The organism is Polaromonas sp. (genome assembly GCF_041689105.1).
GTDB lineage: Bacteria > Pseudomonadota > Gammaproteobacteria > Burkholderiales > Burkholderiaceae_C > Polaromonas.
Map to the genome: position 1 here is coordinate 65,202 of NZ_JBDNGU010000071.1, position 24,452 is coordinate 89,653.

Consider the following 24,452-nt stretch of genomic DNA (forward strand, 5'->3'; position numbering starts at 1 on the left):
TTTTGGCGAGCACCGCAGGCTGCCCCGCAGCGCAGCGCAGGGGACCCGGACCATCGGGTCGCCTTTTCTTTGGTGACTTTCTTTTGGCGAAGCAAAAGAAAGTTACTTGCCGCCGGGCAACCCCCGGCCAACAGGAAAACGCACACTTCAGAGACTCCGGCAGCCATGGAAGGCTGGCTAAATGAATCTCTCCGAGCCCTTCGTCCGCCGCCCGGTAGCCACGGTGCTACTGACGACAGGCCTGGCCCTGGCCGGCATCGGGGCCTTCTTCGTGCTACCGGTCTCACCGCTGCCGCAGGTGGATTTCCCGACGATTTCGGTCAGCGCTTCACTGCCGGGCGCGAGCCCCTCCACCATGGCCAGCAGTGTGGCGACGCCGCTGGAGCGGCGGCTGGGTAGCATCGCGGGCGTCAACGAAATGACGTCCAACAGCAGCAATGGCTCAACCCGCATCAGCCTGCAGTTCGACCTGAACCGCAAGATTGACGCTGCGGCGCGCGAGGTACAGGCTGCCATCAATGCCTCGCGTGCCGACCTGCCCGCGACGCTGCGCAGCAACCCCACCTACCGCAAAGCCAACCCGGCTGCCGCGCCGGTCATCATCCTGGCGCTGACATCAAAGACCCGTTCGCCGGGGCAAATCTACGACGAGGTGTCCAACCTGGTTCAACAAAAAGTCGCGCAGGTGCAAGGGGTCGGCGACGTTGAACTCGGCGGCGGATCGTTGCCGGCGGTGCGGGTAGACCTGCTGCCGTTTGCGCTGAACCGCTACGGCGTCAGCGCGGAAGACGTGCGCGCCGCGCTGCAGGCGTCCAACGCCAACCGGCCCAAAGGCGCCATCGAAGGCAACGGCGAGCGCCTGCAGATTTACTCGGGCGCCAACACCGCCAGCGGCGGGCGCAAGGCGGCCGACTACCGCGACCTGATCGTGGCCTGGCGCAACAATGCGGCCATCCGCCTGCGCGACGTGGCCGAGGTGGTCGATGGCGTTGAAAACATCAACACCCTGGGGCTGTTCAACGGCGAAGCGGCGGTGATCGTGCTGGTCACACGCCAACCCGACGCCAATGTGATTGCCACCGTGGACGGCGTGCGCGCCCTGCTGCCCGAACTGCAGGCGCAGCTGCCGCAGGATGTGGTCCTGCACGTCGCCTCGGACGCTACCCAATCCATTCGCGCATCGCTCAAGGAGATCGAGATCACCTTGCTGATCTCGATTGTGCTGGTGGTGCTGGTGGTCAGCGCCTTTTTGCGCAGCGCGCGCGCCACCCTGATCCCTGCAACAGCCACCGTGGTTTCGCTATTGGGAACCTTTGGCGTGATGTACCTGCTGGGCTTCAGCCTGAACAACCTGAGCCTGATGGCGCTGACGGTGGCCACCGGTTTTGTGGTGGACGACGCCATCGTGGTGCTGGAAAACACCAGCCGCCACATCGAGGCGGGCATGGACCGCTTCAAGGCCGCCCTGCTGGGCGCGCGGGAGGTCGGCTTCACCGTGTTGTCCATCAGCCTGTCTCTGGTGGCGGCGTTCATTCCGCTGCTGTTCATGGGCGGCCAGATCGGCCGGCTGTTCCGCGAGTTTGCCGTCACGCTGTCGGCGGCGGTGCTGATCTCGTTGCTGATCTCACTGACCACCACACCGATGATGTGTGCCTGGCTGCTCAAGCCGCACGCGCAGGGCAAGCCGCCAGGACGCCTGGCGCGCTGGTTCGAGCGCGCGTTCAACCGCGTGCATCGCGGCTACGAGATCAGCCTGGACTGGGCGCTGGCCAGCCGCGGCATCGTGATGCTGAGCCTGGTGGCGGTGGTTGCGCTCAATGCCTACCTGTTCGTGTCGATTCCCAAGGGCTACTTTCCGCAGCAGGACACCGGGCGCATCAGTGGCGGCATACGCGCCGACCGAAGTATTTCCTTTCAGGCCATGCAAACCAAGCTCAGGGCTATCGTGGACATCGTCCGCGCCGATCCGGCGGTCGATACCGTGGTCGGTTTCACCGGTGGCTCGCGGGCCGGCGGCGGTTTCATGTTCATCAACCTCAAGCCGGTGGGCCAGCGTACCGACAAGGGCCAGGCGGTGATCGCGCGCCTGCGCCCGCAACTGGCACAGATCACCGGCATCAGCATTTTTCTCAACCCGGTGCAGGACCTGCGCGGTGGCGGGCGCTCCAGCAATTCCACCTACCAGTACACCCTCAAGAGCGACAGCACCGCCGATCTCAAGGTCTGGGCCACCCGGCTGGCCGGGCAGATGAAGTTGCAGGCGGCGCTGACGGACGTGGACACCGACCAGCAGGAAAACGGCATCGAAACCATGGTGACGGTGGACAAGGACAGCGCGGCGCGCCTGGGCATCAGCTCGCGCGACGTGGACAACGCGCTGTACAACGGCTTCGGGCAGCGCCAGGTCGCCACGATTTATGCCGACCTGAACCAGTACAAGGTCATCATGGGCGTGGCGCCGCGTTACATCCAGAGCCCGGAGTCGCTCAAGGACATCTATGTGCCGGTCAGGGGCGGCAGCGGCACCTCACTGGCCAGCGCCGTCCCGGGCGCGATCACCACCGTGGTAAACCCCGCCTTGCGCGACCCGTCCGCCGGCCAGGCACTGAGTTCGGCCATGACCACCATGGTGCCGCTCTCAAGCATCGCCACCTTTAGCGAGAATCCGACCGCCGCATCGGTCAGCCATGAAGATGGCGAGCTCTCGACCACCGTGTCCTTCAACCTGGCCGAAGGCGTGTCGCTCAGCGAGGCCCAGGACGCGGTCAAACAGGCCGAGGCCGAGATTCGCCTGCCGAACAACGTGCGCGGAAGTTTTGCCGGCACCGCACGCGATGCCCAGCAGTCGCAGCAGCAGCAGCCGCTGCTGATCCTGGCGGCGCTGGTGGTGATCTACATCGTGCTGGGCATTCTTTACGAAAGCCTGGTGCACCCTGTCACCGTGCTGTCCACCCTGCCCTCGGCTGGCGTGGGTGCAGTACTGGCGCTGCTGATGTTCGAGATGGAGTTTTCCATCATCGCGCTGATTGGCGTGTTTTTACTGATTGGCATCGTCAAGAAAAACGCCATCCTGATCATCGACTTTGCCATTGAGGCCGAGCGCTCGCGCGGCCTGTCGGCCGTGGAGGCCGTGCGTGAAGCCTGCCTGCTGCGCTTGCGGCCCATCCTGATGACCACGCTGGCCGCCATGCTGGGCGCGCTGCCTCTGGCCATCGGTTTTGGCGAAGGCGCCGAGCTGCGCCGGCCGCTGGGCATTTCCATCATCGGCGGGCTGGTCGTCAGCCAGCTGCTCACCTTGCTGACCACGCCGGTGGTGTATGTGCTGATGGACAAGCTGCGTCGGCGAGGTGCGTCGGAACACCAGCTCAGCCGTCACCCTGATGACTCCGGTGCGCCGTCTCCCAACGCGCCACTGCAACTGCAATAAGCCAGGATTCCTTCCATGCCATCGTCTTTTTCACGCCTTCCCCTGGCCGCCGCGCTGGTCACCATGCTGCTTGGCGGCTGCGCCGTCGGCCCCGACTACCAGCAACCCGCCACGACAGAAGTTCCCGCCTTCAAGGAAGCCGGCGCGTGGGTCAGCGCGGCGCCGGCCGACACGCTGGACCGCGGTCCCTGGTGGTTGCTGTTTGGCGACCCGGTACTCAACGAACTGGCCGCCCGGGTCGAGGTGTCCAACCAGAATGTCGCCGTCGCCGTAGCGGCCTACGCGCAGGCGCGCGCCCTGGTGCGCGAGCAGCGCGCTTCGCTGTTTCCGCTGGTCAGCCTGAACGGCGGCGCCTCGCGTTCCGGCAGCAGCGGCAACAGCACCACCGGCGCCACCGGGCGCGTCGGCAACAACTACCAGCTCGGCATAGGCGGCAGCTGGGAGCCTGATGTCTGGGGCCGCCTCGGCCGTGCGGTAGACGGCGCCTCGGCCGGCGCGCAAGCCAGCGCAGCCGATCTGGCCTCGGCCAAACTGTCGGCCCAGGGCGAACTCGCCGCCAACTACTTTGCACTGCGCCAGACCGATGCGCAAAAGCGGCTGTTCGAAAGTACGCTGGAAGGCTTCCAGCGCGCCGTCGAGATCACCCAGAACCGCTACACCGCCGGCATCGTCGCCAAAACCGATGTGTTGCAAGCACAGACGCAGTTGGCCAATGCCCGGGCCGACAGCGCCGGGCTGGTGCGCCAGCGCGCACAGCTTGAACATGCCATCGCCGTGCTGGTGGGCCAGGCGCCGGGCAACTTCTCGCTGCCAGCCACCGACTGGAAGCCGGCCGTGCCCAGCATCCCGGTGGGTGTGCCGTCTACCCTGCTGCAGCGCCGCCCCGACATCGCCGCGGCCGAGCGCCGCGTGGCCTTGGCCAATGAGCAGATCGGCATCGCCAAAAGCGGCTACTACCCCAACATCTCGTTAAGCGCCTCAGGCGGCACCGGTGCCAGCCGCGTGGCAGACCTGTTCTCGGCGCCCAGCCTTGTCTGGTCGCTGGGCCTGTCGGCCGCCCAGGTTCTGTTTAACGCGGGCCGAACGGACGCACGCGTCGATGGCGCTACAGCCGCGCACGAGCAGGCGGTGGCGCGTTACCGGCAAACCGTGCTGGTGGCCTTTCAGGACGTCGAAGACCAGCTCGCCGCTACCCGCGTGCTGCAGCTTCAACAAGCGCTGCGCCGCCAGGCGTCGGAAGCCGCCGACCAGGTCGAGCAACAGGTACTCAACCGCTATCGCGCCGGCCAGGTCGGCTACACCGAAGTGATTACCGCCCAGGCCACGGCGCTGAATGCACGCCGCGCCCTGGTGCAGGCCATGGCCGACCGCCAGACCACGGCGGTAGCGCTGATCCAGTCACTGGGTGGAGGCTGGCTCGCTGCACAGCCCACCCCTTGATGCTCTGTTTTTGATAGCTGCTTACGCCCGTGGGACACGGGCATAAGGCCGATTTGTTTCATGCGTTTAGCTGAAACAGGCTTGATGGGCTGGTCGAGTCGGCGCATCCGCCTACAGGCTGCGGGTGCGATCAAAGGCGGCCCCTACCCGTTGTTTTTTCCAATGGAAGAAAAAGGGTCAATGTCCTGCAACTGGCTCGGCGTGTCCTCTCCTCGCAGGCGAACGGTTTCCGATGGCGCCAGGGGCTGCAGTTGACTGTCGAGAGCCTCTACAGAATCCTCCCACAGAGCCCAATCGGAAGGCTCGTTACCTTCAAGCGCTGGTGGAACAGGCGCGCGTTCGGCCGGGATGGGTGGCGCGCCGGCGGACTTGGCAACTTGGCGAGGCCTTGGCTTGACCTCTGGAACGGTCGGACGCTTGAAAAAATTGAACACCTGAACACCTTTACCGGGCAGCGGAAACCGCAAAAATGGGCCCCTGAGTGTTGTGGCGAACTACGTCCGACGGTCAGAGGGTAAACCCACCTTCAGGTGGAGCGATGATAAGGCGGCGGGCTACTGCCGGCAAGGCGGAGCAAGGCCCCCAAAGGGTCGCCCGTGCGGGTTCGCGTCCATCTCGGGCGACAATCAGCCTCTGCAGCCAAACAGAAGGCAACCCCTTGTGCCGGGCCGACGCCTTGTCAGCCTGCATAAGGCGACCTCACAACGGAGGAGGAGGACATGCTCGTGGATAAGAAGAAGCTTTCCGAAAGCGACATTTGCGACAAGTTCATCCGCCCGGCCATGGAGCAAGCCGGATGGCACGGCATGGACCAGATCTACCGCGAGTTTCCCCTCCGTGCAGGCCGCATGGTCGTCAGAGGCAACAAGGCGCAACGCGACAAGTCCACCGTTCTTTTTGCTGACTACGTGTTGTGCCTGAAGCCGAATATTCCATTGGCGGTGGTTGAAGCCAAAGACAACAAACACGCGATAGGCGCAGGCATGGCGCAGGCCATCAATTACGCCCAGTTGCTGGACGTCCCTTTCAGCTTTTCCAGCAACGGCGACGGCTTTGTTTTCCGTGATGCCACGCTGGCAACCGGCGTGCTGGAGCAAAACCTCACACTCGACGAATTTCCCACCCCCGCTGAATTGTGGGCGCGCTACTGCGCCTGGAAAGGCTGGACGCCTGAAGTGCAGCGCGTGGCCGGCTTCGCCTATTCACCCAGCAAAACGCCGCGCTACTACCAGATCAACGCCATTAATCGCACGGTAGAAGCCATTGCCGCCGGTCAGCAGCGCGCATTGCTGGTCATGGCCACCGGCACCGGTAAAACCTACACTGCCTTCCAGATCATCTGGCGTTTGTGGAAAAGCGGCGCTAAAAAACGCATCTTGTTTCTGGCCGACCGCAACATCCTCATCGACCAGACCATGGTCAACGACTTTCGCCCCTTCAAAGGCGCCATGGCCAAGCTGAGCCCCAATGCCAAAGGCATTGAGCGCATCAATGACCAGGGGCAACTCGAAGTGGACGACGTGGACATGGCGGTGGACAAAACCACCAAGGCCGTCAACAAAAGCTACGAAATTTATCTCTCGCTTTACCAGGCCGTCACCGGCACTGAAGAAGCGTCCAACACCTACAAGCAGTTCAGCCCCGAGTTTTTTGATCTTATCGTGGTGGACGAGTGCCACCGCGGCAGCGCGTCCGAAGACTCGGCCTGGCGCGACATCCTCACTTATTTCAACAGCGCGACCCATGTGGGCCTGACCGCCACGCCCAAGGAAACCAAAGACATTTCCAACACCTTCTACTTTGGCGAGCCCATCTACACCTACAGCCTCAAGCAGGGCATCGAAGACGGCTTTCTGGCACCCTACAAGGTCATCCGGGTCGATCTGGACAAAGACACCTTCGGCTGGCGCCCCACCGCAGGCATGACAGACAAGCACGGTCAGCTCATTGAAGACCGCGTCTACACCGGCCGCGACATGAATCGCAAGCTTGTGCTGGAGCCGCGCGACGAAGTGGTGGCCGGGCGGATTACCGCCTACCTCAAGGCCACCGACCGCATGGACAAAACCATCGTGTTCTGTGAAGACATCGATCACGCCGCCCGCATGCGCCAGGCCCTCAGCAATGCCAACGCAGATCTGTGCGCCACCCGACCCAACTACGTGGTGCAAATCACTGGCGACAACCCAGAAGGCAAGCGCGAGCTCGACAACTTCATCGACCCCGAGAAGCCCTTGCCTGTCATTGCCACCACGTCCAAGCTCATGAGCACCGGCGTAGATGCGCAAACCTGCAAACTCATCGTGCTGGACCAGAACATCAAGTCCATGACCTTGTTCAAGCAGATCATTGGGCGCGGCACCCGCCTGCGCGAGGACCTGGGTAAAAGCTGGTTCACCATTCTTGATTTCAAACGCGCCACCGAGCTTTTTGCCGACAAGGACTTCGACGGGGAACCGGTCCAGATTTACGAACCCAAGGGTGACGACCCTATCGCACCACCCGAAGAGCCGACAGGTACGCCCGCGGCGGGTAGCGGTACCGGGGTGGACGTCCCCGAAGAGCCGGGCGGCCCGCTCGGCCCCTTCGGCGGCGGAGGCGGCACGCCCGTCATCAAATACGTCCTCGGCAACCAGGTCACCGTGTCGGTAGCCCGTGAACGCGTGCAATACCTCAACGCCCAGGGTCAGCTCATCACCGAAAGCCTGCGCGACTACACCCGCATCAACCTGCAAAAGCAATACACCTCGCTGGACGCCTTCCTGCAGGCGTGGAGCGATGCTGACCGAAAAGCGGCGCTGCTCGAAGAGCTTGAAAAGCACGGCGTGCTGGTCGAGGCGCTGGCCGAAGAAGTAGCCGCAACCGGCCTCACCGGCCTGGACCCGTTCGATCTGCTGCTGCATGTGGCGTGGAACATGCCGGCGCTGACCCGTCGCGAGCGCGCCCGCCGCGTGCAGAAGCGCAACGTCTTCACGCAATACGGCCCCATCGCCCGCAAAGTGCTTGAAGCCCTGCTCGACAAATACGCCGATGAAGGCATTGCGGCGATGGAAAGCGACGAGGTGCTGCGTGTGCAGCCGCTCAACGCCTTGGGCAGCCCGGTCGAGCTGGTCAAAAGCTTTGGCGGCCGACCCCAATACCTGGCCGCCCTGCAGGCGCTGGAGCGCGAGATCTACACTGCCACTCCATAAGCCCAGTCCATAAGCCCGGATTTGCTACTAAATCAGTAGCTGCTCACGCCCGTCTCATAAGGGCTAGCGCCACAAAACACTTCCAATATTTCCCCAATCCCGCCTAAATGTCCAACCTCACCCCCACCATCAAATCCATCCAGGACGTCATGCGCCAGGACAGCGGCGTCGATGGCGATGCCCAGCGCATCAGCCAGCTCACCTGGCTGCTGTTCCTCAAGGTATTTGATGCGCTTGAAGAAGACCTCGAACTCACTCGCGACAGCTACACCAGCCCCATTCCTGATGAATTACGCTGGCGCAGCTGGGCGGCCGATGCCGAAGGCATCACCGGCGACACCCTTCTCAACTTCGTCAACAACGAGCTTTTTCCCGGCCTCAAGGCGCTGAGTGCCGACCCCGTGCGCAACCCGCGCGGCTTTGTGGTGCGCGGCGTGTTTGAAGATGCCTTCAACTACATGAAGAGCGGCCACCTGCTGCGCCAGATCATCAACAAGCTGGCCGGCATTGATTTCAACCGCCAGACCGAGCGCCACCAGTTCAACGACCTGTATGAAAAAATCCTGCGTGATCTGCAAAGCGCCGGTAACGCAGGTGAGTTCTACACGCCCCGCGCTGTGACCCAGTTCATGGTCGATCAGATCAACCCGCAGCTGGGTGAAAAGCTGCTCGACCCCGCCACCGGCACCGGCGGTTTTCTGGTCTGCGCCATCGAGCATCTGCGCAAGCAGGTACACACGCCCGACCAGGAGGCATTGCTCCAAACCAGTGTGGGCGGCGTTGAAAAAAAGCAGCTGCCCCACATGCTGTGCATCACCAACCTCATGCTCCACGGCATCGCCGTGCCGAGTCAGATCGTGCACGGCAACACACTGGCCCGCCCGCTCAGGGAATACACGTCAGCGGAGCGTGTTGACATCGTTCTGACCAATCCACCCTTCGGCGGCACCGAAGAGCCGGGCATAGAGCAGGGCTTTCCGGCTGACGTGCGCACCAAAGAGACGGCGGATTTGTTCTTGGTGCTCATCAAGCACATCCTCAAACCCGGTGGCCGCGCCGCGCTGGTGCTGCCCGACGGCACCCTGTTTGGCGAAGGCGTCAAGACGCGTATCAAAGAGCAACTGCTGGCCGAGTGCAAGCTGCACACCATCGTGCGCCTGCCCAACGGCGTGTTCGCGCCCTACACCGGCATCAAGACCAACCTGCTCTTCTTCACCAAAGGCCAGCCCACCACGGACGTCTGGTACTACGAGCACCCCTACCCGCCGGGCGTGAAGAACTACAACAAAACCAAACCCATCCGCATCGAAGAGTTCGACGCCGAGAAAGCCTGGTGGGGCACCGAGCTTGACGGCTTTGCCAGCCGCGTGGAAAACGAACGCGCCTGGAAGGTCAGCATCGCCCAGATCAAAGCCGCCAACTACAACCTCGACCAGAAGAATCCCCATGTCGGCGAGGTGCAAGACCACGACCCCGAACACCTGCTGGCCGACTACCAGCGCCTGCAAGGCGAGGCCCAGGCGCTGCGCGATGAGTTGCGGGGCATATTGGCCCAATCGCTCGCCAGCCACTGAAATACCTGCGTAGTCAGCTATCAAAAAAGAAGCTGCATCACAGTCCAAATTGACATCAATATGAATGATTGATATCATTCAAGCCAGTTCAATGGAGAGCAGCCCATGTCGTCAGTCACCGTCCGAAACATCCCCGAGGCCACACACCGCGCACTCAAGCTGCGCGCCACCCAGCACGGCCGCAGCACCGAAGCTGAAATCCGCACCATCCTTGAAAATGCCGTGCGCCCCGCGCTAGGCATCGGCACGGCCCTGGCGGTCATCGGCCAAAGCCTGGGCGGCGTCACGCTAGACCTGCCCCGCGACCCCCGCGCGGTGGACGCTGCGGGGTTTGAATGATCATTCTGGACACCAACGTGGTGTCAGAACCCCTCAAACCGGCACCCGATGCTGCGGTGTTGAGCTGGTTAAACGCCCAGGAGCCGCAAACGCTTTACCTCACGTCGGTCAGCCTGGCCGAACTGTTGTCTGGCATCGCCGCCATGCCAGCCGGGTGCCGCCGCGACGCGCTAAAGCTGGCGCTGACAGCACAAGTGCTGCCCCTGTTTGATGGGCGCATATTGCCTTTCGACACCCTGGCCGCACAAGCCTTTGCCGACGTCAACACCCGCGCCAGCGCCAATGGCAACCCCATCAGCTTTGCCGACTGCGCCATTGCCGCCATCGCCAGCACACACGGCTTCATGCTGGCCACCCGCAACACGCGGGACTTCCGCGACACCGGCATCGAGATTTTCAACCCGTGGACGTTTGGCGCCTCCCGGTAAAACACCCTATAACGCCAACAGAACGGGCGCATGCTGCTATCAAATTAGACTCCTCTTTTCGACTACCAGCGCCTGCAAGGCGAGGCCCAGGCGCTGCGCGATGAGTTGCGGGGCATATTGGCCCAATCGCTTGACGGAAACCGCTCACCCCGATAAAGTAGTGCTCAACACTACATCAAGAGGTCGCACATGAAAACCATTTCCGCCGCTGACGCCAATCGGCATTTCTCCGGTCTGCTGCGTGATGTCGCCACGGGCGAAGTCGTCACCGTCCTGTCGCGCGGCAAACCCGTTGCCACCATTGGCCCCGTTGCGCGTGAGAGTGGTCCGCGCCAGATGGCCCGGCAGACTTTGTTGGCGCGCCTGCGTCAGAACAAAGCTTCCGGCGCCCGCGACTGGACGCGCGATGAACTGTACGAAGGCTAAGGAGCCTGGCCCATGCGTATAGCTCTGGACACCAATATCCTCGTTTATGCCGAAGGACTGGGCGATGAAACGCGGTGCACCGCAGCACTACAACTGATAGAAAAACTCCCGATGGAGTCCGTCGTGTTGCCCGCGCAAGCGCTTGGGGAGTTGACGCGGGTGTTGACCGGCAAAGCGCGGCGCCCACTTCCAAGCGTGCGCGAGACAGTGCTTGGCTGGGCAGACAGCTTTGAAGTGGCCGACTCAGACTGGTCGGCGTTTCAAGCGGCGCTCGATCTCGTGGTGGACCACCAGTTGCCGATGTGGGATGCCCTCATCCTGGCTGTCGCTGCTGAAAGCCACTGCCGCCTGCTGCTGAGTGAAGATTTTCAGAGCGGTTTTACCTGGCGCGGCGTTACGGTGGTAGACCCGTTTGCCGCACAACGCTCGCCGCTACTGAGTGGTCTTTTGGCCCACTGAGATTGAGAAGTCCATTGAGATTCGCTACACACTGTGTGGTGGATGGACTTTTATATGCCAAATCACCTTCTAGCCCCCGTGTAACCTAAGCATGCTGCTATCAAATTTGAACCTGCTGACCACCGCACCCGACGGCGTGGCGAAGCTGCGCGAGCTGATTTTGACCCTGGCTGTGCAGGGCAAGCTGGTTCCGCAAGACCCGAGTGATGAGCCTGCCAGCGTGCTGCTGAAGAAGATTCGTGCTGAGAAAGATCGGCTGATTGCGGAGGGCAAGATCAAGCGCGATAGGCCGCTGGCGGAGATTGCGGAGGATGAGAAGCCGTTTGAGTTGCCGAAGGAGTGGGAGTGGGTGAAGTTTGGTGATGTCGCATTGATTTCCAGTGGCATCACGTTGGGTCGAAAGACGCCCATCGCCTCAGCAACCTTGTTGCCCTATTTGCGCGTGGCGAATGTGCAGCGCTGGCATCTGAATTTGACCTCGATGAAACAGGTTGTGATTGACCGCTCCGAACTTGAACGCTTCCAACTTTGTGACGGCGATTTGCTGATTACCGAGGGCGGAGACTGGGACAAAGTCGGACGCACAGCGGTTTGGCGTAGCGAGTTGACAATCTGTTTGCATCAAAACCATGTTTTCAAAGCGCGTGGCACATCAGGTGACTGGAATCCAATTTGGGCAGAGCTTTACCTGAACTCTCCGGTAGCACGTTCATACTTCGCTTCTGCCGCGAAGCAAACCACGAATTTGGCTTCCATCAACATGACGCAATTGAAGAACTGCGTCTTCCCAGTTCCACCCCTCGCCGAACAATCCCGCATCGTCACCCGCGTCGAAGAGCTCATGCGTCTGTGCGACGCGCTCCAGGCCAAGGCCCGCCTCGAAGCCACGCAACACGCCCAGCTCGTCGGCACACTACTAAGCGCCCTCACCGCCAGCACCACGCCCGAAGAGCTGACGGATAACTGGCACCGCGTCGCCACCCTCTTCGATCTGCTGCTCGACCGCCCCGAGGCGGTGGACGCCCTGGAGCAAACCATTCTCCAACTCGCCGTGCGCGGCCTCCTGGTCCCGCAAGACCCCAAAGACGAACCCGCCAGCGCCCTCTTGCAAAAAATCCGCATTGAGAAAGACCACCTCATCGCCCAAGGCAAGATCAAACGCGACAAACCCCTGCCACCAGTTGCGGAGGACGAGAAACCGTTTGAGTTGCCGCCGGATTGGGAGTGGGTAAGGCTTGACGCAATGTGCTCCGTAATCACTGACGGTGATCATTTGCCCCCACCGGTTGCGCCAGTCGGCATTGCATTTCTGACGATCGGAAATATCAGTTCAGGGAAATTGAATTTCGAAGGTTGCCGCTTAGTGCCTCCCGAGTACTTCGATGCAATTGCAGAGTACAGACGCCCCGCGAAGGGCGATGTTCTTTATACAGTTGTCGGTGCGAGTTATGGGCGACCAGTGATCGTTGAAACGGATCGCCCCTTTTGTGTGCAGCGACACATCGGAATATTGAAACCCGCGATGGGAATAAGTCTTCCGTATCTCGGTTTTCTATTGGCTTCGCAATTCATGTATGGACAAGCCACTCGAAGCCTGACTGGCACCGCACAACCGACGGTCGGTCTTCGGCTGCTTCGCAACTTTCCTGCACCACTCCCACCCCTCGCCGAACAATCCCGCATCGTCGCCCGCGTAGCCTCCCTGCGCGCCCTGTGTGCCGACCTGCGCCAGCGCCTCACCACCGCCCGCACCCAGCAGGTGCTGCTAGCGCAGGTGTTGGTGGAAAATAGTGTCTAGTCCTTCTTACGTCCCAAAGGCATCACCATGCTCATTAGCAACATCCGTCTGAAAAACTGGCGCAATTTTCAATCGCTGGATTTGCCTTTGCGTGATGTGTCCTACGTTTTGGGCCCGAACGCGATTGGCAAATCCAATTTGTTGGATGCGTTGCGATTTTTGCGCGATGTCAGTAAAACGCAAGGCGGCGGCCTGCAAGTTGCCGTGGCGGAACGAGGGGGGATCTCCAAGGTGCGTTGCCTGCATGCTCGGCGTGACCCCGAGGTCGAAATTGACGTTGAATTCAGCCACGAGTTGGATCAACAACCAGCCGCGTGGCGATATGTGCTGGCATTTAAGCCTGAGGACAAGAAGCCGCAACGTATTTTGGTTTCTAGGGAGCAAGTTTGGAAAGACGGCAAGCAACTGTTGAACCGCCCTGACAACAAGGATGCCGCCGATGTGCTGTTGCTGACCCAAACGCATCTGGAGCAGATCCAAACGAACATCAAATTTCGCGAAGTGGTCGACTTTTTGAGCGACATTACTTACTTGCATTTGGTGCCGCAGTTGTTGCGGTTCGGTGAAAAAATTGGTGGCCATCGGTTAACCGATGATCCCTTTGGCCAAGGTTTTCTGGAGCGCTTGTCGAAAACGTCGGAAAAAATCAGGACTTCTCGCCTGCTCAAAATTTCAAAGGCACTGTCCTTGGCAGTGCCGCAGTTTGAAGACTTGCGTTTTGTCAAAGATGATATGGGCCACCCGCATTTGGAGGCCCGTTATGCGCACCATCGCCCCAACGCGGGCTGGCAATCTGAGGAACATTTTTCAGACGGAACGCTGCGCTTGTTCGGTTTGCTATGGGCGCTGCTGGAAGGTAGCTCCATGTTGTTGCTGGAAGAGCCAGAGATTTCTCTCAACGATGCGATCGTCCGAGAAATTCCGCTGATCGTGGATCGTTTGCAGCGCGACCGCAAAACCAAGCGACAGGTCCTTTTGACGACCCATAGTGATGCACTGTTGAGCAATCCCGGGATCGATGAACGCGGTGTTGTGATTCTGGAAACTGGCAAACAGGGCACCACAGGGCGGCTAGTAGACACCAGCGAAAGACAGGCGCTTGCTGCAGGCCTGAGTGTGGCCGAGGTCGTGTTGCCGAAGACGCGGCCCAAGAACGTATCGCAGTTGGGTTTGTGGCAATGACACCGGTTGCGATTGCAACGGAAGACCAGCTGAGCGAAGCCATTGTTTTGCGATTGATTGCCGAAGTTCCAGGCGAGCCACGCGTCATGCACCGTCTGGGAAAACGTGGCTCAGGCTATTTGTCATCGAAGATGGACAGTTGGCGTCAAATGGCAGAGCACCAAGTCATGGTGGTGCTGACCGACCTGGATCGTGCCAACTGCTTGGTTGAGTTTCGCGACAAATGGCTCGCGAATCAGCCGCCACCTCCGGGCATGCTGTTCAGGGTGGCTGTTCGAGAGGTGGAATCGTGGGTATTGGCTGATCATGTCGCCATGCGAGAGCTGATCGGTGCGAAGAGTGTTTTACCTGCCAAGCCGGATGAATTGGCCGAGCCCAAACAAGTGCTGTTGCGGCTTGCCAATGGCGCTCACAAAACAGTGCGGGAAGAATTGCGCAAAACCATTGACGGCAATTTGTCGCAGGGCTTGGGATACAACGCACGTTTGAGTGCGTGGGTAGCTTCTTCGTGGAGCCCCCAACGTGCTGCAGAACGTTCGCCGAGTTTGGCACGGGCGCGGGATCGATTGCGGGAGATTGTTAGCGTGTTTGGGGTGACTTAACTACAACAGGGCCTCACCGACGCCCGAACCCAGCCGGCGCTACTGGCGGAGGTGATGGTGCAGCAGCCCTCCCATTGAGCGGTAACGGAAACGTCAATGTTTGCCACCGTCCCCGCTGACCTCCACCCAGCGCCCCTGCCAGCACTGGGCCATGCGGCTGCCCTGCGGCTCCAGCCAGAACAGGTGCATCCAGCCGTTGCCAATCAGGTGGCGCACCACAGCGTGCTGCGCCATCACTGCGTCGATGGCTTCGCGCGGGGCTTCGATGAACACGCTCAGGCGCAGCGGGGTGTGGCGCAAATCCTGGCCGTCATGCAGCGACTGCATGGGCAGGCCAATGCGCAGGTCGCCACCGTTGCCCTCAAACACGCCCAGCCGCCCGCCCACCACGTTGTGCAGCAGCTTGTTGCCGCTGCCATAGCGCCGGTTGTCCACGGTGGAAGCGTGGTACTGCAGGTTGATCCAGTTGGTGACGACCATGGGCGCGGTCATGATCAGGGTAAGCACGGCGTTGTCGGGGTCCAGGCGGTGGTCGTAGTCGTGCAAGAACGAGCGGCCGCCCAGGTTCAGGTGCTGGCTGCGCGCACGCGGCGCGACGATGAAGGCGGCGTTGTTGGCCAGGCCCCATTCGGGCCGCACCTGTGCCCAGTCGTTGGCGCGCTCGCGCAGCGATTGCTGCAGGGCCTGTGGCTGGCCTGCCAGCGTGGCCAGGCCCAGGCTGGCCGCCCGCTCGGCCCGGGTCCGGTCTCCAGCAGCTTGTAGCGTGGCGCGCAGGCGCTCCAGCCGCGCGGTGTGGGTGGGCGGCACGGCAGCCACATCAAACAACACCAGCTCGTCGGTGGTGGTGTTGTGCAGGCCGGGCACAAAGTGCGTGTCGGCACTGACCGTGATGCCCAGCGGAGCCAGGTGCTCGCGCACGGCCGGGGTGTTGAGCAGGTCGGCCAGCGCACGCGCATTGACCTCGCCGGTCTGCCCACCGCAGGCACCGCAGTCCAGCCCGGCTGCGTGGGCATTGTTGGCGCTCTGGCTGCCGTGACCGGCCAGCAGCACCAGCGGGGCAAAGTCGCGCACCATGCCCATGGCAGTCAGCACGCTCTTGGCGATGGCAGCGCCCTCCGCAGGCGCAGTCAGGGCCTGCGGCATCTGGGGGCGCAGTTTGGCGGCCTCTGCGGCGGGCAGGCCCGCATCTTCCCAGCGCGCTGGCGTTGCGCCCGAGGGGAGGGTTTGCGTGACCAGCTTGGCGCCGTACAGCAACCCCAGCGACTCTACAAAACTGAAACCCGAAGCAGGCGCCGCGCGAAACTGATCCCACCGGGCGCGCCACTGCAGCGCACTGCGCCGCTTGGTCGCCAAAACCTGCGCGAGGCTGGCGTCGCCGGTGCTTTCGGTCACGCACAGCGCGGGCGACAGCAGGCCGGGCAGCTGCGGGCGCGTCAGGGCACTGCCCACGGGCGCATAGGCGATAGGCAAGCCGAAGAAGCCGGCAAAACCACGGGTTTGCACGCGGGCATCCACACCTTCGAGCGCGCGGCGAAAGACTTCAGACCGCACGTCGATGCAGAACAGGGCCTGCACTTCAGGCACGTTGGCCGGTGCAGCAGCGGGCTGCACCAGCCCGGCCAGCAAGGGTTGCTGGTAGGCCATTTCCAGCGCGTCTTGCAGCAGCCAGTCGATGGTTTGGGTGGCCTCGCGCTGCGCGACTAGCGCGTCGGCGGCGCGCCACTGCGCGGCCCAGCCTGCGGGCACGGCAGGAGGCGCATCGTCGTGCAGCAGCCATTCCCACGTCAGGCGAATTGCCAGCAGTTGCTCAATTTGGTCGTCGTCTTTGCCCGACAACCTTGCCTGCCAGCGCTCATAGGCGCACCAGGCACCCCAACCGCCGATCGCCATCAGCACCGCGCTCAGGTACGCAGCCCGCCCATGTTCGTCAATACCTAGCCCAACCAGCGCCTGGGCCACCACCGCCCGTGCATCGCCCGGCATGGCCGCCAGCCGCTGGGCCAGCGCCGCATGACCGTGGTGCCACGGCAAACCATGGTCGGCGGCCAGCTGTTGACGCCACGCGTTCCACAGCCCGGCAGATGACTGCATACCCCAGCTGGCTTGCTGCGTGTCAAAAAAAGCAGCACAGTGCTGGCTGACCTGGTGCGTGACCATGTCGGCCCACGACACGCCGGGGCGCGGGGGCGCACCGGCATCGCGCAGGTCGGTGATGAGCGGCAGGCGCTGCAAAGCTTGCGCTTGTGCATCGGGCAGCTCTAAAGCGGCCACCAAAGCGATCACCTGCTGCGCCACGTTGTCCGTCGATGCAGCATCGCCCCCTGCGCGCGCAGCGGCTGCCTGCAAGTGCTGGCGCTGCAAGTGGCCTGCTTGCCACCGCGCGGCAAACCAGCTGCGCGGCATGGTCAGGCGTGTGCCGCCCAGGGCCTCTAGCGCCGCCGCTGCCTGCGGCATGGGCTTGTCGACCCAGCCCCAGTAGGGGTTGACGGCAATAAACTGGTCAAGCGGCCAGGTAGGCGCAATGCGGGCGCAGGCCAGGTCGATGTCTTGGGTGAGTGCGGTCATGGTGTGCAATCCAGGTTCTACGGCGGTATTCATGGCGTGCCTCCAGAGGCGTCGGGGTTCTGGCTTGAGGCGATGGCCGCCGCCACTGGCTGCACAGGCAAAGGGGTGGTTTGCAGCGCAGGTGCAGGCGGCGCCCACAGGGCAAAGGCCAGGCTGTTGAACTTTCCATCGAGGAACAGTCCGCCATAAAACCAGGGATACAGGCGCTGTGCCAGCGTCCCGCGTGGGGCCAGCATGATGGCCGATTGCAGCGCAAACAGGGCCAAAAACGCGATGGCTGCGCCCATCCAGAGCACTGTTCTGGGTTGCGCCTCCGGCACGCCCAGCCAGCCGCCCAGCAACACATGCAGCCCAAAATAAGCCAGCGCCACACCCAGCGCACCCCCCGCCAAGGCCAGCCAGGATGCACTTTGCGATTGCGCCCGCAGCAGCGGCACCAGCGCCAGCGACACGATACCGGCCAGCACCCACATCGCAGGTGAGGCGGCGAGATCTGGCGCCCAAAGGCTCCATAGCGCACCGGCAGCCAGCACCATGGCTACCCCGGTGACTGCGCCGACCAGCGTGGCGCCCAGGCCAACAGCGGGGGCCTGGGGCGTCAGCTGCACCATCTGCGCGCGCCGCACGGCACCGCCTGCGCCCAAAAACGCGTACGCCTTGTACAGCGAGTGCGCCAGGAGGTGCAGCAGCGCCATGTCCCACGCGCCCAGACCGCACTGCATCAGCATGAAGCCCATTTGCGCGCAGGTGGACCAGGCCAGCGTCACCTTGATGCTGATACGCGTGGTCATCACCAGCGCCGCCAGAACAGCCGTGGCAGCGCCCACCACCACCAGCAGCGCCTGCGCGGCAGGCACCTCGGACACCAGCGGGGCAAAGCGCAGAAGCACAAAACCGCCCAGGTTGACGATGCCCGCATGCAGCAGGGCTGACACGGGCGTCGGCGCCTCCATCACTTGAATGAGCCACCCATGAAACGGCAGCTGCGCGCACTTGAGCACTGCCGTACAAGCCAGCAGCAGCACCGCAAATTGCACGGTACCCGGCAGGGGCGCGCCCACAGCTTGCGCCAGCATGGCGTGGATGTGCGGTGTGCCGTAAGCCATCCACAGCAGCGCCGTGGCACTCAGCATGCAAATGTCGGCCAGCCGCGCCACGATGAACTTCTTGTGCGCAGCCACCACGGCGGCGGGCCGGTCACCAAAAAAAGTCAGCAAATGGTGCAGCGTGAGGCTGGTGGCCGTCCAGGCCAGGGCCAGCACCAGCAGGTGGTCGGTGGCCACCACCACCAGCACGGCGGCGAGCGTGGCCAACAGCCAGCGCACGTAATGCACCTCGCGGCGCTCGCCTTGCAGATAGGTCTGCGAGTAGCGCACGATGACCCAGCCGACAAAGGCCACCAGCAGCATGACCAGCGCGCCTACGCCGTCGGCCCGAGCGCCGTAGCCCACGCCCACCGCACCCAAAGCGACAGCGAACAGTCCGAAAGCCGCCGCGACCAGCGCCGCCAGACTGCCAATGCGGGCGGCGCGCCAGGCTCCGCCCGTGCCAACCTTGGCCCAAACCAGCAGGGCCGCCAGCCCGGTCAGCAACGCCGGGGCCCACACCAGCACGGCGTGCCACACAGGCAGCCCGATAGCAGGCACAGAGAAAAATGCATTCATCACGACATCCTTATTGGTGTGGATGCCCTTGACTTTGCCTGCCTTTAATCATTCTGTAAAATGCATTTTTCAGCATATTTTGTTCAGTTTTAAAGAACGTTTATCGTTATGGAATATGTCGCGTCTTAACTTTCATCACCTGCACTATTTTTGGGCCGTCGCCAAAGAGGGCAACCTCACCCGCGCGGCCACCCATCTTCACGTGTCTCAATCGGCCCTGTCAGCACAGATACGGCAGCTGGAAGACCAACTGGGCCAGCCCCTGTTTGCCCGTGTGGGTCGCAGCCTGCAGCTGACCGAGGCGGGACAACTGGCACTAGGTTACGCAGAGTCCATCTTTGCCTCGGGCAACGAGCTGATGGCCCTGCTGCGCGAAGGCCGCCGCGAAGAGCGGCAAGTGCTGCGCATCGGTGCCGTGGCCACGCTGTCGCGCAATTTTCAGGAGAACTTTTTGCAGCCGCTGCTCGAGCGTGACGATGTGGAACTGGTGCTGCACTCAGGCAACCTGCTGGAGCTACTGGCGCGCCTGCGCGTACACACACTCGATCTGATTCTGTCCAACCAGCGCGTGCACGCCAGCACCGACAACCCGTGGCGCTGCCAGCGCATCGCGCGCCAGCCCGTCAGCCTGGTGGGCAAGGCGAGGCCTGGCGCAAAACCGTTCCGGTTCCCGCAAGACCTGGCCGATACCCCTTTGCTGCTGCCGGGGCGCGACAACGACATACGCGCCGCGTTCGACCTGATGTGTGAGCAGCGCGGCATCCGCTACAGGCTGCGCGCCGAGGTCGACGACATGGCGCTGATGCGACTCCTGGCACGCGACTCTGACAGCACCACCCTTGTACCCAGTGTGGTGGTACAGGACGAACTGCGCAGCGGCCGCTTGGTGGAATACTGCGTGGTGCCCGACCTGTACGAGAACTTCTATGCCATTTCGGTCAGGCGACACTTTGAACCCGCGCTGCTCAAAGACCTGCTTCGGCGCCCCGAGGCCGCGGTGCTGGGTGCCCTGGTGCAAAAACCAGCCGAGACCACATGACATCTGGTTGACCGATATCGCTGTAGCAAGCACGACAGCCGCAGTGAGCGGCACTGTTTATAGTAGGCAAGCGCCACCAACCACCGAAAGTCCCTCATGCTCAACATACCTCCACTGCAAGCCACGGTCAGTTCCGAAGAATGGCAGTTGCGCTGCGACCTGGCCGCCTGTTACCGGCTGGCCGCGCTGTATGGCTGGAGCGACCTGGTGTTCACCCACATCAGCGCCAAGCTGCCCGAGTCGGTCAGCGGCGCGGGTGCCCACCACTTCCTGATCAATCCTTACGGCCTCATGTTCGACGAGATCACCGCGTCCAGCCTGGTCAAGGTTGACGAGGGCTGCAACAAGGTCATCGAGTCGCCGTTCCCGGTCAACCCGGCCGGCTTTGTGATCCACAGCGCGGTCCACGAGGCGCGAGCCGACGCCGGCTGCGTGATGCACACCCACACGCGGGCCGGTGTTGCGGTCAGTGCGCAGAAATGCGGCATCCTGCCCATCAGCCAGCAATCGACTTTTGTGCTGGGTTCGCTGGCTTATCACGGCTATGAAGGTGTGGCCTTCCGCGACGACGAAAAGCCGCGCCTTCAGGCCGACCTGGGCGCCGCCAATTTCCTGATGCTGCGCAACCATGGGCTGCTGGTGGTCGGCAAGACGGTGGCCGACGCTTTTCTGTCCATGTACACCTTCGAGAACACCTGCCGTATCCAGCTCGATGCGCAGGCCGGGGGCGAACTGATTGAAGTCAACCCGCTGATTGTCAAAGGTGTGGCCGAAGCCCTGCGGGTGCAGACCGGCGGCCTGGGTGGCGCGTTTGCCTGGCCCGCGCTGATTCGCAAGCTGGACAGGCTTGACGAGAGCTACAAGACCTGAAACCTTGAAGCGCTAAAGCGCTCGCCGGTCACCGTTTACGCCGTCACCAGACCAGCAGGCAGCGCTACGGTCTCCGGGCGCAGAGGCGTGTCGCCCTGGTCAACCACCAGTTCCTTGCGCAACATCTGCACGTTGCCGAAAATCGTGGCAAAAGCCACGTCCTTGGCGTCGCGCCCGGTGCCCACGCGCACCAGCCGCTCGTTGGGCGCCATGCGGGTGGCGTCAAACAGCACCCACTGGCCTTCGAGCCAGGCTTCAAACACAGCGTGAAAGTCCTGCGGCGGTTCGTCAAAATAGACATACCCCACCACCAGCCGCGCCGGAATGTTCAGTGCCCGGCACAAGGTGATGCCCAGGTGCGCAAAGTCCCGGCAGACGCCGGCACGCTGCACAAACACCTCCTGCGCCGTTGTGGTGGAGGTGCTGAATCCCGGCATGTAATAAATCGAGTCGTGAATCCAGCTTTCAATCGCGTGAACGCGCGACAACCCGGGTGAGAGGTGGCCAAACAGCTGCTGCGCCGCGCGGCTCATGATGTCAGACTCACAATAGCGGCTGGGCATCAGGTAACGCAGCACATCGTCGGGGATGGCGGTGACAGGTGCTTCTTCCAGGTACAGCGGCACCGGCGCGTGGCTCAGTTCGATCTGGGCGTGGTAGTTGACGGACAGCAGGCCCTTGGGCGCATCAAGCCGAACAAAGCGGTTGCCGTTGCGTTCATCGCAAAAATGCCGCACCTTGGCGCTGGGCGTGACGCTCAGGCGCTCTTCGACGATGGTGTGGGCCTCATGGAAGGCCGACTCGATGTTGAAGCGGAAATGGGTGGGGCTACCCACCTCGTAGTCAAGCTGGCAGTCAATGGTTGCGGTATGCATCGGTCGCTTTGTTGTTGTCGTCGTCGGAGGAAAGAGCGGGCGCGCGGCCAGGCTCGGTCTCAACCCGGGCTTCAGTATCTCGCGCACGCCCCGCAGAAAACCAGTTCTTGCAGGTCACAAACATCACATGGGCGGCACGGTCCATCGAATCGACAGCAAGGTCGCGCCGGTTGCGGGCCTTCAAACGCGCCAGCAAGAGCAACTGCGCCATGCTGGCGCGCTGCTGGGTGTCCCGGGTCACCAGCGCCAGGTCGTCCTGTGGCCCGGTTTTTTTGCCCTCAGGCATGGCACGCTCTTGCCAGAACAGCGCTGGCTGCATTTATTTGAGCACCTTCTTCACCGCACCAACACCCAGTGCGGCCAGCACGATAAAAATCACCGCCAGGATCAGGAACAGGCCGAACAATATTTTGGCAATGCCAGCAGATCCAGCAGCGATGCCACCGAAGCCCAAAGCGCCGGCGATCAAGGAAATAATGGCAAAAATGATGGCGTACTTCAACATCATGACTCTCCTGCTAGCTGGTAGGACGCTTGGCGCCGTCAAATCGAATCAGTCAATGGTAGGTGACAGCTCATGCGGTCCGAATCAGCGCGGCTCGCGTGGACCTGTAGGACAAGGCCAGATGACGCCGTGTACGCTACTTTTTTGATCGCTGCTTGCGCCCACCCAGCAAGGGCGAGAGACATTTATGACGATAACAACGGCGGCAGGACTTGGTCTGGTCGCCGCCCGTTCCCACAGTCAACCAACGCCAACCCAACCCGCCAGGAGGACACCATGAAGCTCTACGGCTCCCCGGGTGCCTGCTCGCCCCCCCTGTCACGCTGGATCTCGCAGTCGGTTCCGGAAAACAGGGGCTACTCCCCGATACCCGCTCTCCACGCTCCACGAACTGCGGATGATGCCGGGGACTTGCGCACAGCAAAAGAGGGTCTTAGCAAGCCCTGACCACAGCAACCAGCTTCTCGGCGCAGGCCAGCGCCTGTCCCGCGTCGCGGGCTTCCACCATCACCCGCAGCAGCGGCTCGGTGCCGCTGGCCCGGATCAAAACCCGGCCGTTGTCACCAAGTTCGGCTTCAACCAAGCGCGTGGTATCGGCCAGCCGTTCGCTGTCTTTCCAATTCTGGCCAGGCTGCAACCTGACGTTGATCAGGGTCTGCGGGAACAAGGTCACGTCGGCAAGCAATTGCGACAGGGTCTTGCCGCTGCGCACACAGGCCTGCAGCACCTGCAGTGCGCTGATCAGGCCGTCGCCGGTGCTGTGTTTGTCCAGTGCCAGCAAGTGGCCTGATCCTTCGCCGCCCAGCAGCCAGTTTCTTTTTTCGAGCTCTTCCAGCACGTAGCGGTCGCCCACCCGCGCGCGCACGAACTCCACGCCACGGGCTTTCAGCGCCACTTCAACCGCCATATTGGTCATCAGCGTGCCGACCACGCCCGGCACTTTTTCGCCCCGCGCCAGGCGCTCAGCGACCATCAGATACAGCACCTCGTCGCCGTTGAAAAGCCGGCCTTCGGCATCCACCAGTTGCAGCCGGTCGGCGTCGCCGTCTAGCGCCACACCGTAATCGCCGCCATTGGCCTTGACGGCCTTGATCAGGGCCTCGGGGTGGGTCGCACCGACCTCGTGGTTGATATTGATACCGTCGGGGGAGCAGCCGATGGCGATGACCTCGGCACCGAGTTCGTGGAACACTTCTGGCGCAATATGGTAGGCGGCGCCGTGCGCCGCATCGACCACGATCTTCATGCCCTTGAGCGTCAGATCGCTGGAAAAAGTACTTTTGCAAAACTCGATGTAGCGGCCAGCCGCATCATCAAGGCGACGTGTCTTGCCGAGGTTGGGCGAGTCGGCCCACACCGGAGGCTCCTCAAGCACGGTCTCGACTTCGAGCTCCCATGCGTCCGGCAGCTTGGCGCCCTGGGCGCTGAAAAACTTGATGCCGTTGTCGGGAAAGGCGTTGTGGCTGGCGCTGATCACCACGCCCAGACTGGCGCGCTGCGTGCGCGTGAGGTAGGCCACACCGGGCGTGGGCAACGGCCCGAGAAGTACCACGTCGACCCCGGCGGAATTAAAACCCGACTCCAGCGCGCTTTCGAGCATGTAGCCGGAGATACGCGTGTCCTTGCCGATCAGAACCGTCGGTCGCTCTTCGGTCCGTTTCAGCACACGGCCAACCGCATGCGCCAGGCGCAGCACAAAGTCGGGGGTGATGGGCGCCTGCCCCACCGTGCCGCGAATGCCGTCGGTGCCGAAGTATTTCCTGGTCATTGTGGTTTATCCCTTGAACGAATCGATTGTTATGTTTTCTTCACCGCAGGCGTCGATTTTAAGGGCGCCGTCTTATCAGGACGGCTGGGGCAGCGCTGCGGTCCAGATCTTCAATGCCTGCACGGTCTCACGCACGTCGTGCACACGCACAATGCGCGCACCGCGGTCCACGGCCAACACGGCAGCGGTGACGCTGGGCACCATGCGGTCCGTGATATCAAGCTTGGCCACGCTGGCCAGCGAGGTGCTGCTAACCGCCGCCAGCGAGGACTTGCGCGACCAGCCCGCCAGCAGGGGGTA

Annotated in this window: 20 protein-coding genes and 1 pseudogene; 13 read left to right on the forward strand and 8 right to left on the reverse strand. The window is 62.4% G+C overall.

Translation table 11 applies throughout. From position 1 onward, the window contains the following. Positions 1 to 181 precede the first annotated feature (181 nt). Together ACESMT_RS06550 and ACESMT_RS06555 are read left to right on the forward strand one after the other, a co-directional pair. A complete protein-coding gene (locus tag ACESMT_RS06550; protein WP_372825766.1) occupies positions 182 to 3,427 on the forward strand; it encodes an efflux RND transporter permease subunit in 3,246 nt (1,081 codons plus the stop codon). 15 nt (positions 3,428 to 3,442) lie between these two features. Continuing rightward, positions 3,443 to 4,867, forward strand: coding sequence for an efflux transporter outer membrane subunit (locus tag ACESMT_RS06555; RefSeq protein ID WP_372825767.1), 1,425 nt, complete (start codon positions 3,443 to 3,445; stop codon positions 4,865 to 4,867). A gap of 143 nt (positions 4,868 to 5,010) precedes the next feature. Here ACESMT_RS06555 and ACESMT_RS06560 read toward each other — a convergent pair whose 3' ends face one another. Continuing rightward, a complete protein-coding gene (locus ACESMT_RS06560) occupies positions 5,011 to 5,334 on the reverse strand; it encodes a hypothetical protein (RefSeq protein ID WP_372825768.1) in 324 nt (107 codons plus the stop codon). A gap of 258 nt (positions 5,335 to 5,592) precedes the next feature. On the opposite strand from ACESMT_RS06560, the gene hsdR reads away from it, so the two are divergent. From hsdR to ACESMT_RS06605, 9 genes are all read left to right on the forward strand, one after another. Further along, entirely contained in the window at positions 5,593 to 8,058 is a 2,466-nt protein-coding gene (gene hsdR / locus ACESMT_RS06565; RefSeq protein ID WP_372825788.1) for an EcoAI/FtnUII family type I restriction enzme subunit R, read from the forward strand. A 107-nt stretch (positions 8,059 to 8,165) separates the two neighbouring features. Beyond that, positions 8,166 to 9,632 carry an N-6 DNA methylase gene (locus ACESMT_RS06570; protein ID WP_372825769.1) on the forward strand — a complete coding sequence of 489 codons (1,467 nt, stop codon included), beginning with the start codon at positions 8,166 to 8,168 and terminating at the stop codon, positions 9,630 to 9,632. A 105-nt stretch (positions 9,633 to 9,737) separates the two neighbouring features. After that, positions 9,738 to 9,971, forward strand: coding sequence for a plasmid stability protein (locus ACESMT_RS06575; protein ID WP_372825770.1), 234 nt, complete (start codon positions 9,738 to 9,740; stop codon positions 9,969 to 9,971). Beyond that, the gene (locus ACESMT_RS06580) at positions 9,968 to 10,399 is read left to right on the forward strand and encodes a type II toxin-antitoxin system VapC family toxin (RefSeq protein WP_372825771.1); all 432 of its coding nucleotides are present in this window, start codon (positions 9,968 to 9,970) and stop codon (positions 10,397 to 10,399) included. The genes ACESMT_RS06575 and ACESMT_RS06580 overlap by 4 nt, the downstream gene beginning before the upstream one ends. A gap of 189 nt (positions 10,400 to 10,588) precedes the next feature. After that, the gene (locus ACESMT_RS06585; protein ID WP_372825772.1) at positions 10,589 to 10,825 is read left to right on the forward strand and encodes a type II toxin-antitoxin system Phd/YefM family antitoxin; all 237 of its coding nucleotides are present in this window, start codon (positions 10,589 to 10,591) and stop codon (positions 10,823 to 10,825) included. A 12-nt stretch (positions 10,826 to 10,837) separates the two neighbouring features. Continuing rightward, complete coding sequence (locus ACESMT_RS06590) at positions 10,838 to 11,284, forward strand: PIN domain-containing protein (RefSeq protein WP_372825773.1); 447 nt, start codon at positions 10,838 to 10,840, stop codon at positions 11,282 to 11,284. Positions 11,285 to 11,375: 91 nt separating this feature from the next. Next, positions 11,376 to 13,082 carry a restriction endonuclease subunit S gene (locus ACESMT_RS06595; protein ID WP_372825774.1) on the forward strand — a complete coding sequence of 569 codons (1,707 nt, stop codon included), beginning with the start codon at positions 11,376 to 11,378 and terminating at the stop codon, positions 13,080 to 13,082. Positions 13,083 to 13,109: 27 nt separating this feature from the next. After that, complete coding sequence (locus ACESMT_RS06600; protein ID WP_372825775.1) at positions 13,110 to 14,264, forward strand: AAA family ATPase; 1,155 nt, start codon at positions 13,110 to 13,112, stop codon at positions 14,262 to 14,264. Further along, positions 14,255 to 14,866 (forward strand): hypothetical protein, encoded by a 612-nt coding sequence (locus tag ACESMT_RS06605; protein WP_372825776.1) that lies wholly within the window; start codon positions 14,255 to 14,257, stop codon positions 14,864 to 14,866. Before ACESMT_RS06600 ends, ACESMT_RS06605 begins: the two co-directional genes overlap by 10 nt. A gap of 93 nt (positions 14,867 to 14,959) precedes the next feature. On the opposite strand, the gene ACESMT_RS06610 is transcribed toward ACESMT_RS06605, so the two are convergent. Together ACESMT_RS06610 and ACESMT_RS06615 are read right to left on the reverse strand one after the other, a co-directional pair. Further along, positions 14,960 to 17,431 carry a YbcC family protein gene (locus tag ACESMT_RS06610; RefSeq protein ID WP_372825777.1) on the reverse strand — a complete coding sequence of 824 codons (2,472 nt, stop codon included), beginning with the start codon at positions 17,429 to 17,431 and terminating at the stop codon, positions 14,960 to 14,962. 29 nt (positions 17,432 to 17,460) lie between these two features. Further along, positions 17,461 to 19,095 carry an NADH-quinone oxidoreductase subunit L gene (locus ACESMT_RS06615; protein ID WP_372825778.1) on the reverse strand — a complete coding sequence of 545 codons (1,635 nt, stop codon included), beginning with the start codon at positions 19,093 to 19,095 and terminating at the stop codon, positions 17,461 to 17,463. 115 nt (positions 19,096 to 19,210) lie between these two features. Here ACESMT_RS06615 and ACESMT_RS06620 point away from each other — a divergent pair, with 115 nt between their 5' ends. Both ACESMT_RS06620 and ACESMT_RS06625 read left to right on the forward strand, forming a co-directional pair. Continuing rightward, complete coding sequence (locus ACESMT_RS06620; RefSeq protein ID WP_372825779.1) at positions 19,211 to 20,134, forward strand: LysR family transcriptional regulator; 924 nt, start codon at positions 19,211 to 19,213, stop codon at positions 20,132 to 20,134. Between the two features lie 96 nt (positions 20,135 to 20,230). Then, positions 20,231 to 21,004 carry a class II aldolase/adducin family protein gene (locus ACESMT_RS06625; RefSeq protein ID WP_372825780.1) on the forward strand — a complete coding sequence of 258 codons (774 nt, stop codon included), beginning with the start codon at positions 20,231 to 20,233 and terminating at the stop codon, positions 21,002 to 21,004. A gap of 35 nt (positions 21,005 to 21,039) precedes the next feature. Here the strand turns inward: ACESMT_RS06625 and ACESMT_RS06630 are convergent, their stop codons facing one another. The 5 genes and pseudogenes from ACESMT_RS06630 to ACESMT_RS06650 form a co-directional block, all read right to left on the reverse strand. After that, a complete protein-coding gene (locus tag ACESMT_RS06630; RefSeq protein WP_372825781.1) occupies positions 21,040 to 21,879 on the reverse strand; it encodes a transglutaminase family protein in 840 nt (279 codons plus the stop codon). Next, entirely contained in the window at positions 21,860 to 22,165 is a 306-nt protein-coding gene (locus tag ACESMT_RS06635) for a hypothetical protein (RefSeq protein ID WP_372825782.1), read from the reverse strand. The genes ACESMT_RS06630 and ACESMT_RS06635 overlap by 20 nt, the downstream gene beginning before the upstream one ends. A 33-nt stretch (positions 22,166 to 22,198) precedes the next feature. Beyond that, entirely contained in the window at positions 22,199 to 22,384 is a 186-nt protein-coding gene (locus ACESMT_RS06640) for a DUF1328 domain-containing protein (protein ID WP_372825783.1), read from the reverse strand. A gap of 433 nt (positions 22,385 to 22,817) precedes the next feature. Then, positions 22,818 to 24,152 carry a phosphoglucosamine mutase gene (glmM, locus tag ACESMT_RS06645; RefSeq protein ID WP_372825784.1) on the reverse strand — a complete coding sequence of 445 codons (1,335 nt, stop codon included), beginning with the start codon at positions 24,150 to 24,152 and terminating at the stop codon, positions 22,818 to 22,820. A gap of 75 nt (positions 24,153 to 24,227) precedes the next feature. Continuing rightward, positions 24,228 to 24,452, reverse strand: a pseudogene (locus ACESMT_RS06650) (dihydropteroate synthase); the annotation flags it as partial.